Annotated in this window: 11 protein-coding genes; 10 read left to right on the top strand and 1 reads right to left on the bottom strand. The window is 42.8% G+C overall.

The features are described from left to right. Positions 1 to 21: 21 nt before the first annotated feature. Positions 22 to 1,500 carry a rhamnulokinase gene (gene rhaB / locus BVU_RS03020; RefSeq protein ID WP_011964821.1) on the bottom strand — a complete coding sequence of 493 codons (1,479 nt, stop codon included), beginning with the start codon at positions 1,498 to 1,500 and terminating at the stop codon, positions 22 to 24. 306 nt (positions 1,501 to 1,806) lie between these two features. On the opposite strand from rhaB, the gene argR reads away from it, so the two are divergent. The 10 genes from argR to BVU_RS02965 all read left to right on the top strand — a co-directional run bounded on the left by argR (position 1,807) and on the right by BVU_RS02965 (position 15,814). Beyond that, positions 1,807 to 2,283 carry an arginine repressor gene (gene argR / locus BVU_RS03015; RefSeq protein WP_005841035.1) on the top strand — a complete coding sequence of 159 codons (477 nt, stop codon included), beginning with the start codon at positions 1,807 to 1,809 and terminating at the stop codon, positions 2,281 to 2,283. 22 nt (positions 2,284 to 2,305) lie between these two features. Then, entirely contained in the window at positions 2,306 to 2,863 is a 558-nt protein-coding gene (locus BVU_RS03010) for a GNAT family N-acetyltransferase (RefSeq protein WP_005841037.1), read from the top strand. Between the two features lie 100 nt (positions 2,864 to 2,963). Next, positions 2,964 to 4,172 carry an argininosuccinate synthase gene (locus BVU_RS03005; protein WP_005850744.1) on the top strand — a complete coding sequence of 403 codons (1,209 nt, stop codon included), beginning with the start codon at positions 2,964 to 2,966 and terminating at the stop codon, positions 4,170 to 4,172. A gap of 5 nt (positions 4,173 to 4,177) precedes the next feature. Next, positions 4,178 to 5,146 (top strand): N-acetyl-gamma-glutamyl-phosphate reductase, encoded by a 969-nt coding sequence (argC, locus tag BVU_RS03000; protein ID WP_011964820.1) that lies wholly within the window; start codon positions 4,178 to 4,180, stop codon positions 5,144 to 5,146. A gap of 13 nt (positions 5,147 to 5,159) precedes the next feature. After that, the gene (locus tag BVU_RS02995; RefSeq protein WP_011964819.1) at positions 5,160 to 6,284 is read left to right on the top strand and encodes an aspartate aminotransferase family protein; all 1,125 of its coding nucleotides are present in this window, start codon (positions 5,160 to 5,162) and stop codon (positions 6,282 to 6,284) included. A gap of 183 nt (positions 6,285 to 6,467) precedes the next feature. Beyond that, positions 6,468 to 7,241: a pyrroline-5-carboxylate reductase gene (gene proC, locus BVU_RS02990; RefSeq protein ID WP_005841046.1), complete on the top strand. Its 774-nt coding sequence runs from the start codon at positions 6,468 to 6,470 to the stop codon at positions 7,239 to 7,241. A 182-nt stretch (positions 7,242 to 7,423) separates the two neighbouring features. Next, positions 7,424 to 8,314 carry an AraC family transcriptional regulator gene (locus tag BVU_RS02985; RefSeq protein WP_005841048.1) on the top strand — a complete coding sequence of 297 codons (891 nt, stop codon included), beginning with the start codon at positions 7,424 to 7,426 and terminating at the stop codon, positions 8,312 to 8,314. Between the two features lie 332 nt (positions 8,315 to 8,646). Further along, entirely contained in the window at positions 8,647 to 10,161 is a 1,515-nt protein-coding gene (locus tag BVU_RS02975; protein WP_011964818.1) for a glycoside hydrolase, read from the top strand. 830 nt (positions 10,162 to 10,991) lie between these two features. Next, positions 10,992 to 14,021, top strand: a complete 3,030-nt coding sequence (locus tag BVU_RS02970; protein WP_011964816.1) for a SusC/RagA family TonB-linked outer membrane protein — start codon at positions 10,992 to 10,994, stop codon at positions 14,019 to 14,021. Between the two features lie 26 nt (positions 14,022 to 14,047). Next, complete coding sequence (locus tag BVU_RS02965; RefSeq protein ID WP_008667554.1) at positions 14,048 to 15,814, top strand: RagB/SusD family nutrient uptake outer membrane protein; 1,767 nt, start codon at positions 14,048 to 14,050, stop codon at positions 15,812 to 15,814. Positions 15,815 to 15,956: the final 142 nt, after the last annotated feature.

Genomic DNA, 15,956 nt, shown 5'->3' with positions numbered 1-15,956 from the left:
GAATAAATTTCAAGGTGAATATTAAATATCTTCTCTATAATGAGCTAAATACTTCTTATATGCTTCTTCCCATTCTTCTGCTTGTTGGGGCTCAAAAGAAACGGTTTCTATGGAAGTGCTGATTAGTTGGCGCATAGCCGCGATATCGCTTACCAGCCCGTTGGCTTTTGCCTGTAACATAATGTTACCGATAGCTGTCCCTTCACTGGGACCTGCTATGACAGGTACGCCCACTGCATTGCAAGTGAACTGGTTTAACAGATTGTTTCGTGAGCCTCCACCGATAATGTGCAGCTTTTCGATGGGGAACGGGGCCATTTGTTGCAAATAGCCGAATACTTGTTTGTAGCGCAGGGCAAGACTGTCGAATATGCAACGGGTGATTTCGCCATAACTCTGTGGTACAGGTTGGTTGGTTTCTTTGCAATAATGTCCGATGGCTTGAATCATAGATGTCGGATTGGAGAAGCAGGGGGCATCGGGATTGATGAGACTGCGGAAAGCGGGAACTGTCAGAGCGGCATCTATCAGTTCTGTGTAAGAATAGTTGTTGGTTGATTCCCATTCTTTGCGGCAACGCTCCAACAGCCACATGCCACAGATGTTTTTCAGGAACCGGGTAGTTCCTTCCACACCTCCTTCATTGGTGAAGTTCTGTTCAAAGCTTTCCTTATTTATAATGGCATCTTTCACTTCAATTCCCATCAGGCTCCACGTACCGGAACTCAGATAAGCGAATCTTTCGTTTTGTGCTGGTACGGCAGCCACGGCTGAACCTGTGTCATGACCGGCAACGGCAATGACTGGAATAGCTCCCAGACCTGTGATTTTCTGCACTTCTTCTGTCAGTACTCCGATAGGCTCTCCCGGGAAAACGAAACGGCCGAACTGTTCTTCCTTGATATCTGCTACATCCAGCAGTTCCTTTTCGAAGCGTTTGGTGCGCGGATTCAACATCTGGGAAGTAGAAGCGATGGTATATTCTGTTACCATTTTACCGGTCAGCATATAGCTTAAGGCATCCGGCATAAACAGTATTTTATCGGCTGCTTCCAAGGCCGAGCAATGATTGCGGTGGAGTGTTGACAATTGGAACAAGGAATTGAAATTCATAATTTGAATTCCAGTGATGTCATATACTCGTTCACGGGGAATATGGGTAAAATATTCTTCAGGTGCACCTGTTGTGTGAGGGTCGCGGTAGCAATAAGGATTGCGGAGTAACTCTCCGTCTTTGCCCACGAATACGAAATCCACCCCCCAAGTATCGATACCGATGGACCGGATAGGCAGATTGTCTTTGGCTACCACTTTCAGTCCCCTGATAATTTCATTGTATAAGGCGTAAATATCCCAATAACAATGTCCTCCGGTTTCTATAATATGATTAGGGAAACGAGTCAGTTCTTTCAACTCCATTTTGCCTTCTCCCAGGCAACCTAAGATGGTACGTCCACTGGTGGCACCCAGGTCTACCGCAAAGAAATAAGTGTGTTCCATGCCTTTATTTTTGATTTTAAGGAATTAATAGTGATGCAAAAATAGTTTATTCCCCGAAAGTCGTCCTTGTTTTTTTGATATTATAACTGTTGGATTTGGTTGTACCTGCCGTAAAACATAATATTACCGTCTTTTTAAGAAGATCGCATTGAAAAGAAGAATTTGGTGTGATTTTGGTTTACTCTTGGGATGATGGATAAGAGCTTTATTGAAAATATGCATAAAGTCGCAAAAATATTCTCTTTTTTGTATCTATATTCCCGAATATTCTGTAATTTTGCAGTCGAATCAGAATAATTATGCAGTATGAAGAGCAAGAATAGCAGACTTGATGCCATTAAGATTATTATTTCGAGCAAGGAAGTAGGTAGCCAGGAAGAGTTGTTGCAGGAATTGGCGAAAGAAGGATTCCGATTGACCCAAGCTACTTTGTCTCGTGACTTGAAGCAGTTGAAAGTGGCGAAAGCAGCCAGTATGAACGGAAATTATGTATATGTATTGCCAAACAATACCATGTACAAACGTATGACTGAGCAACATTCGGCCAGTGAGATGTTGATGCATAATGGATTTATTTCCATTGAATTTTCGGCTAATCTGGCAGTAATCAAGACTCGTCCCGGATATGCTAGTAGTTTGGCTTATGATATTGATAACCGGAACTTTGATGAAATATTGGGAACTATTGCTGGTGATGATACTATTATGCTTGTCATTCGTGAAGGCTGCACAAGAGCGGGAGTGAAGAATGCGCTTTCATTGATTATACCGAATATACAATAAAATAATATAGATAAAAAAGGAAATGGATGCTAAACAAGTGGATGTGATGGTGGCAGATGCCTCACATGAAGTTTACGTTGATAAAATTTTAGATACTATTAGAGAGGCGGCTAAGGTACGCGGAACAGGCATTGCAGAACGCACACATGAATATGTGACTACAAAGATGAAAGAAGGAAAGGCGATTATTGCCTTATGTGGAGAGGATTTTGCAGGATTTACCTATATTGAGTCATGGGGAAACAAGCAATATGTAGCAACTTCGGGATTGATTGTGCATCCCAATTATCGTGGGATGGGCTTGGCCAAGCGTATAAAGGCGGCTTCGTTCCGATTGGCACGTCTGCGATGGCCTAAAGCGAAGATATTCAGTCTGACCAGTGGCGCGGCGGTAATGAAAATGAATACAGAACTGGGATATGTTCCTGTAACTTTCAATGAACTGACTGATGATGAGGCCTTTTGGAAAGGTTGTGAAGGCTGTATCAATCACGATATATTAGTGGCAAAGAACCGTAAGTTCTGTATTTGTACAGCCATGCTTTACGATCCGGCTTTGCACGAAGAAGACACTATTTAATAAATTAAAAATTAAGAATTAAAAATTAAAAGATGGCTGCGCGTTCATGTACTTATTTCTCAGTTTTCAATTTTTAATTCTCAATTAAAATAATATCATTATGGAAGAAAAAAAGAAAAAAGTAGTAGTAGCATTCAGCGGGGGGCTTGATACCTCTTTCACTGTAATGTATCTGGCTAAGGAAAAAGGGTATGAAGTGTATGCTGCTTGTGCAAACACGGGTGGTTTCAGTGAGGAGCAGCTGAAGCAGAACGAAGAGAACGCTTACAAACTGGGTGCTGTGAAGTATGTGACATTGGATGTGACCCGGGAATACTATGAGAAGAGCTTGAAATATATGGTATTCGGTAATGTGCTCCGTAATGGTACTTATCCTATTTCTGTAAGTTCTGAACGTATCTTCCAAGGGTTGGCCATAGCACGTTATGCTAATGAAATAGGTGCGGATGCTATCGCACACGGCTCGACTGGTGCGGGTAATGACCAGATTCGTTTCGATATGACTTTTTTGGTATTGGCTCCGGGGGTTGAGATCATCACATTGACCCGTGACATGGCATTAAGCCGTCAGCAGGAAATTGATTATTTGAATGAACATGGTTTTGCCGCTGACTTTACAAAATTGAAATATTCTTATAATGTAGGTCTTTGGGGAACTTCTATCTGCGGTGGGGAAATATTGGACTCTGCGCAGGGTTTGCCCGAAAGTGCTTATTTGAAACAGGTGACCAAGGAAGGAAGCGAACAGCTTCGTCTTACATTTGAAAAAGGTGAGCTGAAGGCTGTTAATGACGAGAAGTTTGATGATCCTATCAAGGCTATTCAGAAAGTGGAAGAGATCGGTGCACCCTACGGTATCGGCCGTGACATGCACGTTGGGGATACCATTATCGGTATCAAAGGGCGTGTAGGATTCGAGGCTGCTGCTCCTATGCTGATTATCGGAGCCCATCGTTTCCTTGAAAAATATACGTTGAGCAAGTGGCAGCAATACTGGAAAGACCAGGTTGCCAACTGGTATGGAATGTTCTTGCATGAAAGTCAGTATCTGGAACCGGTAATGCGCGATATTGAGGCAATGTTGCAGGAATCTCAGCGTAATGTAAACGGTACAGCTATCTTGGAACTCCGTCCGCTTTCATTCTCTACTGTGGGTGTTGAATCGAAAGACGACCTGGTGAAGACCAAATTCGGTGAATATGGTGAAATGCAGAAGGGATGGACAGCAGAAGATGCCAAAGGCTTTATCAAAGTGACTTCTACACCTTTGCGTGTTTATTATAATAACCACAAGGACGAAGAAATTTAATAAGTATGATTAAAGCAGGAATTATCGGTGGGGCAGGTTATACGGCGGGCGAATTGATTCGTCTGCTGATTAATCACCCTGATGTAGACATAAAGTTTATAAACAGCAGCAGTAACGCCGGCAATAAGATTACCGACGTACATGAGGGACTCTATGGTGAAACGGATTTGGTTTTTACCGACGAACTTCCTTTGGATGAGATTGATGTATTGTTCTTCTGTACGGCTCATGGAGATACAAAGAAGTTTATGGATAGTCACAATGTACCCGAGGATTTGAAAATCATAGACCTCAGTATGGACTATCGTATCAAGAGTGATGACCATGACTTCATCTATGGTTTGCCGGAACTGAACCGTCGTGCTATCTGCCATAGCAAGCACGTGGCCAATCCGGGATGTTTTGCCACTTGTATTCAATTGGGTTTATTGCCGTTAGCCAAACATCTGTTACTGAACGAGGATATAATGGTAAATGCCATTACCGGAAGTACAGGGGCAGGGGTGAAACCGGGTGCTACCAGCCATTTCAGCTGGCGTAATAATAATATGAGCATCTATAAACCGTTTTCTCATCAGCATGTTCCCGAAATCAAGCAATCATTGAAACAGTTGCAAAACAGCTTTAATGCTGAAATAGATTTTATTCCTTACCGGGGTGATTTCCCGCGTGGTATCTTTGCTACTCTGGTAGTCAAATGCAAGGTGGAACTGGAAGAACTGGTGAAGATGTATCAAGACTATTATGCCGAGGATTCTTTCGTTCATATTGTAGACAAAAATATAGATTTGAAGCAGGTGGTGAACACCAACAAGTGTTTGATTCATTTGGAGAAGCATGGCGATAAACTGCTGGTTATCTCTTGCATTGACAACTTGTTGAAGGGGGCAAGCGGACAAGCGGTCCATAATATGAATCTCATGTTCAATCTGGAAGAAACCGTAGGGCTGAGGTTGAAACCGTCTGCTTTTTAATAAAGAAGAGTTTATGAAATTATTTGATGTATATCCTCTTTTTGACATAAACATTGTCAAGGGAAAAGGTTGTCATGTATGGGATGATCAAGGTACGGAATACCTTGATTTGTATGGTGGTCATGCGGTTATTTCTATCGGTCACGCACATCCGTATTATGTGGAAATGATAAGCAAGCAGGTTGCACAGTTGGGATTTTATTCCAATTCGGTGGTTAACAAGCTACAACAGGAAGTGGCAGACCGTTTAGGGAAACTTTCGGGTTATGATGATTATCAATTGTTTTTGATAAACAGTGGGGCCGAAGCTAATGAAAATGCGTTGAAACTGGCTTCTTTTTACAATGGTCGCAAACGTGTGCTTTCTTTTTGCAAAGCATTTCATGGACGTACTTCACTGGCAGTGGAGGTAACCCACAATCCGAAAATTATAGCCCCAATCAATGACAATGGGCATGTGACTTATCTGCCTTTGAACGATATAGAAGCAGCTAAAGCGGAATTGGCAAAAGGAGATGTCTGTGCGGTGATTATTGAAGGTATTCAAGGAGTAGGCGGTATTCAGGTTCCGGAAGTGAAATTCTTGAAAGAACTGAGTAAGGCTTGCGAAGAAGTGGATGCAGTACTTGTTTTGGATGAAATACAATCCGGCTACGGGCGTAGCGGTAAATTTTTTGCTCACCAACATGCAGGTATCCGTCCCGATATGATTACGGTTGCAAAGGGGATTGGCAATGGCTTTCCGATGGCTGGTGTCCTGATCAGTCCGAAATTCAAACCCGTATATGGACAATTGGGAACCACTTTTGGTGGTAACCACCTGGCTTGTGCTGCTGCTATCGCGGTGCTGGATGTTATGAAAGGTGAGAACCTGGTAGAGAATGCTGCCAAGGTAGGTGCTCATCTGCTGAAAGAATTGAAACAATTCCCACAGATTAAAGAGGTGCGTGGCGAAGGTTTGATGATCGGTATGGAATTTGACGAACCGATTAAGGAACTGCGTCAGCGTCTGCTGTTCGAACAGAAAGTATTTACCGGAGTCAGTGGTACGAATGTAATCCGTCTGCTCCCGCCTTTGTGTCTGACTATGGCTGAGGCTGATGAATTTATTGGACGCTTTCGTAAAGTGTTGGTATAAGCTGGAGATTCAAGAGGGATAATAATCAGCGAAAGAAAATAAGGTCTCGTCAGGAAACATTTCGGTTCCGGCGAGACTTTTTGATTTCATCTTCTTCAAAGTAATTTTATTTTTAGCTTTTCATAATACGTTCTTCTCCTTTTTTCCCTTATCTTTGTAGCTATAGACTTAATCTTTAATAATATGAAAGTAGCAATTATTGGTGCGGGAAATATGGGAGGGGCCATTGCTCGCGGCCTTGCCCAAGGCACTATCATTCCAGCGAGTGATGTAACAGTAGCCGATCCGTTCAGCGGAAGTCTGGAAACTCTACAGGCGGATTATCCGGAGATTAATGTGACAACGGAAAATCCGAAAGCGATAAAGGATGCCGATATCGTTATTCTGGCTGTAAAGCCGTGGTTGATAGACCAAGTGTTGAGTGTGGTTCATTTGACTCCCCGGCAAGTATTGGTTTCTATTGCAGGTGGTGTAACTTTCGAACAGCTGGTAAAGAGTGTAGGTCCGGAACAGACCATATTCCGTTTGATTCCCAATACTGCTATTTCTCAGTTGGAAAGTATGACTTTGATATCCAGTCGTAACGCCAGTAAGGAACAAGAACAACTGATGCTGGATATCTTTAATGAATTAGGATTGGCTATGCTTATTCCTGAAAGTCAGATGGCTGCTACTACGGCTTTGACTTCATGTGGTATCGCATATGTCTTGAAATATATTCAGGCAGCTATGCAGGCAGGTATTGAATTGGGGATCTATCCGAAAGATGCACAGAAAATGGTTGCCCAGTCTGTGAAAGGAGCCGCTTCCTTGATATTGAATAATGATACTCATCCCAGTGTGGAAATAGATAAGGTGTGTACGCCCGGTGGTATGACTATCAAGGGGATTAATGAATTGGATCACGAAGGGTTTGACTCAGCGATCATTAAAGCAATGAAGGCTTGTCTGAAATAGAAGCAACCTCATGGAAATGACGTGGATAACACGGTTCTCGTTTTTGTGTATTGTGTTATCTACGTTTTTATAGAAGGTACTTTTGCAGGTTTAGTATAAAAATATGTTCACTTTTTTGTTTCCGATTTCATATTTCATGTTATCTTTGCTATACAAGATCAGATCTAATGTGAAAGAGAAATATGATAAACACAGAATTGTTCAAAGAAGTGTCACCTTTGTCGGCCAAGGATTGCTTTATTTTGATAGAGCGTCAGAAATCGAATTTTAATTTTCCTATACATATACATCCCGAATATGAACTGAACTATATTGAGAATGCAAAAGGCGCACAACGCATTGTGGGAGACTCCATAGAAGAAATAGAAGAAGAGGAACTGGTGCTGGTCACCAATCCTCAATTGGAACATGCTTGGAGGGATTATAACAACAAGCCGCAGAATATCCATGAAATAACCATTCAGTTTCATTCCGATCTGCTTTCCGACCAGATTCTGAACAGGAACCAGATGATCAGCATTCGGGAACTTTTCCACCGTGCCCGTAAAGGAATCGTGTTCAGCAGGGAGACTATCGCGAAAGTCCGTCCGTTGTTGAAAACGCTGTCTTGTGAGAACGATAGTTTCTATTCCTTGATAAAACTGCTTGTTATTCTTCATGAATTATCATTGGACAAAGGGATGCGTGAGCTGTCAACCGGGCAGTTTGCCATTAACTCTGTTTCCAAAGAGCATACTAACGAGAAGTTGAACAAGGTGCTGGATTATGTTCATTTTCATTTTTCGGAAGTGATCCGTCTTGCAGATGTGGCTAAAATGGTAAATATGAGCGAGGCCTCATTCTGTCGTTTTATCAAACAGCATACTTCCAAAAGTTTTATCGATTTCCTTACTGATATCCGCTTGGGGGCCGCTTCACGTGCTTTGGTTGATTCTTCCTTGTCAATAGCTGAAATAGGATATGATTGTGGCTTTAATAATCTATCCAATTTCAACCGTATCTTTAAAAAGAAAAAAGGAGTGACTCCTAAAGAGTTCCGTGATAATTATCGTAAGAACAAGACTATCATTTAAAAGGTTCGGCCGGAACTTTCTCATGGACTTGCCTGATTTTGACAGCACTAAAAGAAAGCGGATTTTCTGAAAGTTCGGGGATATTGTAGGATTTGAATGCCTGGAAATAATGTTCCGTGTCTTTTTGCGGTACTACGAACGGCTTGTAAGTTGTTTTTTCTTTATTCGGATAGCCAGAACAAGGCTTCTCATATTGACGGTCTCTATTTTGATAAAATATCATAAGTATATGTTCGGATAGTATTGGTTTGTCTGTCGGTAAATTTCCATCTTTGCCTTTGGGTTACAACCTGGTAAAACTTTGAATACTAACCTTAAAAAAGACAAGTGTCATGAAAAAGCTATCTTACCTTTTTGCCGTGGCGGCTTCCGCCGCTTGCCTCTGTGCCTGTACCGATGTTACCGATGCTCTTCCGGCAGAACAAATCCCGGCCGATGCACGTAGTACCTTGGGGGCCGACGTAGTTCTTCAGTGGAACAACGAAGAACAAACCATCGATGGTTTTGGTGTGGCGCAGGCCGGCTGGTCCGACTATCTTTATGCCCACCGCAAGCGTCAGGAGATTATGGATGTGATGTTCGGACAGGACGGGCTTCGCCTCAGTATCCTTAGGGGCGAGGTATTCCCCCATTACGATGAAACCACGTTTAATATGGACGAGGATATCAATCTGTCTTTGGACGATCCTTTTTTCGATATTGATTTCAACCGTGATGAGAATCGTGTTGCCGAAGGCATCGCACAGCGCAACGGACAGTTGTGGATCATGAAAAAAGCGAAGCAGGAATACGGTGTGGACAAACTCATCTTTTCCGTTTGGTCTGCTCCGGCTTATATGAAAAGCAACGGCAGTACCTCGCAAGGTTTTTTGAAACGCGGCAGCTACCAGGCCTTTGCCGACTATCTTTCCAATTTCTGTGATGCCTACACAGCGGCAGGTCTGCCTGTCTATGCCATCTCTCCTGCCAACGAGCCCGAGTATGCGGCAAGCTGGAACTCATGCCTCTGGCTTCCCGGTACCACTACGCTGGGACCGTTCATTGTGAATAACTTAGGTCCCAAGTTGCGACAGACCCATCCCGAAACCCGGATTATCTTTGGCGAGAATGCCCAGTGGTCTGCCATTCTGGGCTTTATCATGGGCAGTAAAAATTATGTGCGCGACATTCTGAACCTGAATCCTAAAATCACCAACTTTCCCGTCATTGCCGCCGGACATGGCTATGTGGATCCTGTGACCGGGAAAGATCCTGCCATTGAACCGTTCAGCAAAGCCGAATCGAAGGGAATTCCCGTGTGGCTGACCGAAATCAGCGATCCTACGGAAAGTTATGATGCTACCATGACCAGTGGCTTGAAATGGGCGAAGAAGTTCCATCGTTTCTTGTGTGAGGCCAATACCGGCGCTATTGTGTGGTGGGCAGGTGCTATACCGGATGGCGGAACCACCGAGGGGCTGATTAACATTGAAAAGAACCGCGTGGACTATGAAGTGACCAAGCGTTGCGAGGTGTTCGGCAACTTCTCCCGTTACATCCCTGTAGGAAGCAAGCGCATCTCGGCGCAATATGATTTCGAACAAGGCTATATGGTGTCTGGCTATAAATATGGTGACAACGGTTACACGGTTGTAGCCATCAACCCTGCGGATCATGAAGTAGTTATTTCGTTGGCTCTTGAAAGCGCTCAGGTTTCCGGTGCTTTGCAAGGCTATGTCACCGATGACACCCGTAAATGGGAGCCGGTGGAAGCTGTTCAACCTGCCGATGGTGTCTATATCTTGACATTGCCGGCCCGTAGCGTGGTTTCCTATACCGGAACTGTGTTGAGTAGTTCGTCTTTGTAACGTTGATTCTGTTTTTATTTCTACGCTGCAATAGTTTTTTGTTCCGTCATTGTATTGCGCTGATAAACAGTAATATGAGGTGACGGAATTTCCTGTATCTCCACGAAGTGCTTTTTCGTTTTTTCCTTGCAGAAGCCGGTTCGTCGGATATCGGTTTCCATGTCGGGTACGTAATCTTGATATATGTACGGCAGTATCCGTGCAAGGGGATGGGAGTTTCCATGCAAGAAGACTGCATCATTTGTTGCACCACTCGGCTGAACGTGCCTTTTCACTCAAGTGAAGTGCCGTTGCCACCTGTGTGAAACGGTTGCTTCACCAAGGTGAAGCAATAAAGTCATAAGACTGTTTTCACGGTTGCATCCTGTTGATAAAATACATCTATTGAAGTTTTGTCATTTTGTGTGTGGCGGTTGTTGTGTTGTACATTGATGAACGATACCGCCGCTTACCTACCGGTTGAGAGCCTTTATGGATGTTTTTTCACAGTAATTGGTTGATAATTAGAAGAATACTGTGTAGGAAAAATTTTATATTTCACGTTCAATTCAGATGTGTTTTCCATTGTCTTGAAGAATTTTTTTTTGATATTGATAAGATTTCATTGTTTAATGCTTGAATTGTATTTGTTCCTGCTTGCTTGAATTGCCATCTTTGCAATGTTAATTTTTAATTCAAATAACTATGAAAACAAAGACATTCTTAATTTCAGCTGCTATTCTTCCATCCATGGGGCATTACCGTTGTTTGCGAAAGCAATAACGTGTTGGAAATCTATTTTTAGTTAATTTTACAGCAATATTTTTTAATTAAACTCTAATACATTATTTATGAAACAAATTGCATTTACATGGTTGCTGTGCATACTTAGTATATGTGCCTATGCTCAGCAAATTACTGTTACCGGAACAGTGACGGATGCGGAGAATAATCCGTTGATTGGTGCGGCTGTTGTTGTAGTAGGAACTACGGATGGCGTGATTACCGATTTTGATGGCAAATATACCATTAAGGCCGCTTCCGGTCAGTCTTTGAAATTCTCTTATGTAGGTTATCAGGAGCAAACTGTTAAGGTTGATGGCCGCAGTGTGATTAATGTGAAATTGTCGGAAGGTGAATTGTTGGACGAGGTGGTGGTTATCGGTTACGGTACAGTGAAGAAAAGCCATTTGACAGGTGCGGTCGCTTCTGTTTCCGGTAAAGAGTTACAGGCAAATGTTGCACGTAGTGCTTCAGCTGCTTTGCAAGGAAGAGTTGCCGGTGTTACTGTGTCGGCTGCCAACGGTCAGCCGGGGGAAGGCTTGAATATTAATGTCCGTGGTATCAGTTCATTGAGTGCCACCAGTCCGCTTTATGTGATTGACGGTGTGTATGGTGATATCAATATGGTTGATCCCGCTGACATTCAGTCTATTGAAGTGTTGAAAGATGCTTCGGCTGCTGCTATTTATGGTTCTCGTGCTGCTAATGGTGTTGTATTGGTCACTACTAAAGGCGGTCGTTTGGAAACTCCTGCCCGTGTAACAGTGGATGCCTATACAGGCGTTCAGATGGTTGCCAAATACATTGATGTAATGGATGGTAATCAGCTTCGCGATTTGGCAAAGGCTACCGGTTATAGTTCGGCAGAAGGGTTGCTGAATTGGAATGGAGGTGCTGGAACAGACTGGCAGAAAGAACTTTATAACTCGGCTATGGTGAGCAAGGTTAGCTTGAATGTATCTGGAGGAAACAAGACTTCGACCTATAATCTTTCGGGAAGCTATCTTAACCAGGATGGTATTGTGAATACTACCGGTTATGAGGCATGGAACATTCGTTCTAAGAATACTTTTTCTTTTTTCAATAATCATTTGCGTATGGGGACTACGTTGATGATGAAATTCTATAAAAAGAAGTACGAAGATGTTTCATATACCTCCGCTCTGACAGCTGTGCCTATGTGGAATGTATATGGTGAAGATGGCACTTGGGGTGTCGCTCCGGAATGGACCAGAGGAGATAATCCTGTGGGTTGGACAGAAGCCTATGATTACCAAAGACATGGGATAGACATTTTATTGAATGGCTATGCCGAAGTGGATTTGTTCTTGAAAGGATTGAAATATAAATTCAATGTAGGTATAAACAAATATACAAGACGTAATTATGCCTATAGTTCTCCTTATTATTTCAGTTCTACTTCACAAAAGAATGAAGCGGAATTGTCGGAAAGTACAGACTGGGAGAACGATTGGTTGATTGAAAATACAATCAATTATGATAATACGTTTGGCAATCATACGGTTTCTGCTTTGGTGGGTTATTCTGCCCAGCGTAACAATGCGCGTGGTTTTGGTGCAGGACGTAAGGGTTTCCCGGAAGGTTTCTCTGTGATTGACGCCGGTTCGGTTTCTTCACAAAATACATCGGGTAGCGCGTGGGCCAATACAATGATTTCTATGTTTGGGCGTGTGATGTATTCGTATGCCGATCGTTATATGCTGTCTGCTTCTGTTCGTCGGGACGGTTCTTCCAAATTTGCAGATGGAAACCGCTGGGGCACATTCCCGTCTGTATCTTTGGGTTGGAATGTGATGAATGAAGATTTCTTTGAAAATATCAAGGAAACCATGAATGAATTGAAAATTCGTGCCAGTTATGGTGTATTGGGTAATTTGAGCGGCATTGGCAATTATGCTACCCAGTCTGTTGTTTATAAAGGTATGAATAACATGATGGGCACAGAACTTTGGGAAGGTGCCATTACCGGTAAGGAATGGACTTCACCCATGAATGTGACTTGGGAAAAGACGAAGACCTTGAACTTGGGTTTGGATTTTGCTTTCTTGAACAATAAGTTCAGTGTCAGTGCTGATTATTTTATTCAGAAAACAGAAGATATGTTGTTGTCTATGCCGCAGTCTTTGAGTTTTGGCTTGAGTGGGAATCCTACAGTAAATGCAGGTACAGTAGAAAACAAAGGATTTGAGATTTCATTGAATCACCGTAATAATGTAGGCGATTTGTATTATCATGTAGGTGTCAATGCCACCTTTATCAAGAATGAACTGACGGAAGTAAACGGAAGTCGTGATGAATGGCAGGGATTCAATCCTCATGCCAAAGGAACGATCACTTATGCCAAGACCGGTCATTCCATAGGTTATTTCAATTTGATAAAGACGGATGGTGTATTCCAAAGCCAACAAGAAATTGATGCGTATGTGGATAAGAACGGTAATAAGATCCAGCCTAATGCACAACCGGGTGACTTGCGTTTCGTGGATTATAACGGAGATGGTAAGATTGACAATAATGACCGTCAGGATGTAGGCTCTGCTTTCCCGAAAGTTAATTTGGGTGTAAGTCTGGGTGCTGAATGGAAAGGTTTGGATTTGAATATGTTCTTTGACGGAAACTTTGGCAACAAGATTTACAATGCCCAGTATTATAGTACGGTTTATAATGAATCAACGGGAAACCAATATGCAGAACGCATGAACAGCTGGACTGAAAACAATCATTCTGACATTCCTCGCTGTTTGTTTGGTACTAGCGATCCTAATGGTACAAACTGGGGCTATACGGACCGTTGGTTGGAAAATGGTTCATTCTTGCGCTTGAAGACTTTGGAATTAGGTTATACGTTGCCCAAAGTATGGGTATCTAAAGCCGGTTTGCAGAATGTGCGTGTTTATACGGCTATGGAAAACCTTTTCACTATAACCGATTATAAAGGATATACTCCTGACTTGGGTATGGTAGATGCCGATGGTGCCGGTACATCAGGTGGTTCGGGTGTAATGACCCGTGGTTGTGATGACGGTCGTTATCCGATGGCACGTACTATCACCTTTGGTTTACAAGTAAATTTCTAATTAGGAATAAGTAATATTTGCAGAATATGAAAAAGAATTTTATAAAATACATAGCTGCATTGGCTGTAGCTCCAATGTTATTGTCTTCTTGTAGTGATGACTTTCTGAATGAGATTGATCCTAACCGTCAGACTCCGACCACTTTCTGGACATCCGAGGATAATGTGATGAAAGGCTTGTCCGCAGTTTATAATCCTTTCCGCCGTATGACCAGTGGATATTATGGCGGGTTGGAAGGTATCATGCATCTTCAGATGCGCGGTGACGACCTTTACCCCACTCGCGGAGAAGAACCTTATATTTGGGAATATTTGTCGTTTGTCAACACAACGAATACAAAGGATTTGAGCTGGGGAAACATCTATGAAGGCATTCAGATGGCAAACGAATTCATATATCGTGCGGCTACGGTTGATATGGACGAAACCAAACGTGAGCAAATGATAGGTGAGGCTTATTTCTTACGTGGATTCTGGTACTTCCGTTTGCGTACTGATTATCGTGATGCGGTTATCCGTACTCTCCCGCAGGATGCAGATCCGGAAACTCATGGACTGTCTAGCGGTGATGAAGTGCTGGAACAGGCTATTTCAGACTTTAAGGAAGCCAAGTCTCGTTTGCCTAAGCTTCGTTCAAGCGATGAGAACGGTCGTGTAACTCAAGGTGCGGCTATTGCCATGTTGGGTAAAGCTTATATCTGGAAAGGGGATTATCAGGCCGCTAAGGATGAGTTTGAAATTATAATGAATGGTTATGGTTACGATTTGACTCAAAAGTATGAGGACAACTTCCGTGACGATACGGAATTTAATGCTGAATCTATTTGGGAAATCAATTATGATGCCAAAGGTAATTCGGGTGACTCTTGGGGCAATGGCACTAGTGACGACTCGTTTATGGGAAACAACCTTGCTCATTATTTTGGCCCGACACTGAAAGGTGAGAATATTGGCGGTGGTTGGTATAAGATGCAGCCTTCTCCCTATTTGATAAAAGAATTCATTTCCGAGCAGCGTCCGGAAGGATCTGATTCCAAATGGGATAAGCGTTTGTACACTACGTGCTTCTTTAAATATTCTGATTTCGGTGATGTGAAGCCGGATGAAAAATTCTATGGTGGTAAAGTGGAATTTGATGATATGTTTAAATGGACGGTACTGCCCGAAGGCGATGGCAAATATGGTATTGCCAAGCAAGGATATGCTCCTGCTTATCCGGTTATCGAGGGTGTTCAAGGGCGTTTCATGATGAAGAAGTTTGCAGCTTGGTGGGTTCCCACAGGATGTACGATGTATTCTAACGATGCCGGACGTATCAACAATTTACGTATTATGCGCTTTGCAGAAGTTTTGTTGCTCCACGCTGAGGCTTGTCTGGAAACCAATGATGAAAGCGGAGCAATGAAAGATATTAACCGGATTCGTGTACGTGCCGGGCTGCCGGAGAAAAACTTGAGTGGAAAAGATGCTATAATGACAGAACTCCAGAAACAGAAATTGCTGGAATTTGCCGGAGAGAATATACGTTGGGATGATATGGTTCGTTGGTACGGAAATGATCCTGCTAAGTTGAAAGCTATCATGCACGAACGCAAGACCGATTCTCAACATTATGAATTGCTTTACGAAGAAAATGAAAGTGGTGAAAAGGAATTGGTAGGATATAAACCGACAGACCGCATTTCGGATACACAAGGATTTGACCATTTTGAAGCTAAATTCTTGTACTTCCCGATACCTCAGGCAGAGGTGGACGCTAATTTGAATTTGGAGCAAAAGCCGGAATGGAGATGATTGTATTGAACTGATAATTAAAAAGTATGAGAGGTGTGTCAAAACGTGGATAATGCCATCATTTAGTTCGCAGGGGCGAGGTCCGCTCGCCCGAAAACAGTTTGCTTTGTGTCTTCGGGCAGGCAAACCCTTCCCCTACAAC

It is taken from the genome of Phocaeicola vulgatus ATCC 8482 (assembly GCF_000012825.1).
In the GTDB taxonomy this organism is placed as follows: Bacteria; Bacteroidota; Bacteroidia; order Bacteroidales; family Bacteroidaceae; genus Phocaeicola; species Phocaeicola vulgatus.
This window is presented reverse-complemented; position numbering and strand designations above follow the sequence as displayed.

Excerpts from the sequence above, each read along its gene's own strand:
- BVU_RS03005 (WP_005850744.1), top strand. The coding sequence starts at position 2,964 with ATGGAAGAAAAAAAGAAAAAAGTAGTAGTAGCATTCAGCGGGGGGCTT.
- BVU_RS02965 (WP_008667554.1), top strand. The coding sequence starts at position 14,048 with ATGAAAAAGAATTTTATAAAATACATAGCTGCATTGGCTGTAGCTCCA.
- BVU_RS02975 (WP_011964818.1), top strand. The coding sequence starts at position 8,647 with ATGAAAAAGCTATCTTACCTTTTTGCCGTGGCGGCTTCCGCCGCTTGC.
- rhaB (WP_011964821.1), bottom strand. The coding sequence starts at position 1,500 with ATGGAACACACTTATTTCTTTGCGGTAGACCTGGGTGCCACCAGTGGA.
- BVU_RS02985 (WP_005841048.1), top strand. The coding sequence starts at position 7,424 with ATGATAAACACAGAATTGTTCAAAGAAGTGTCACCTTTGTCGGCCAAG.
- argR (WP_005841035.1), top strand. The coding sequence starts at position 1,807 with ATGAAGAGCAAGAATAGCAGACTTGATGCCATTAAGATTATTATTTCG.
- argC (WP_011964820.1), top strand. The coding sequence starts at position 4,178 with ATGATTAAAGCAGGAATTATCGGTGGGGCAGGTTATACGGCGGGCGAA.
- BVU_RS03010 (WP_005841037.1), top strand. The coding sequence starts at position 2,306 with ATGGATGCTAAACAAGTGGATGTGATGGTGGCAGATGCCTCACATGAA.
- proC (WP_005841046.1), top strand. The coding sequence starts at position 6,468 with ATGAAAGTAGCAATTATTGGTGCGGGAAATATGGGAGGGGCCATTGCT.
- BVU_RS02995 (WP_011964819.1), top strand. The coding sequence starts at position 5,160 with ATGAAATTATTTGATGTATATCCTCTTTTTGACATAAACATTGTCAAG.
- BVU_RS02970 (WP_011964816.1), top strand. The coding sequence starts at position 10,992 with ATGAAACAAATTGCATTTACATGGTTGCTGTGCATACTTAGTATATGT.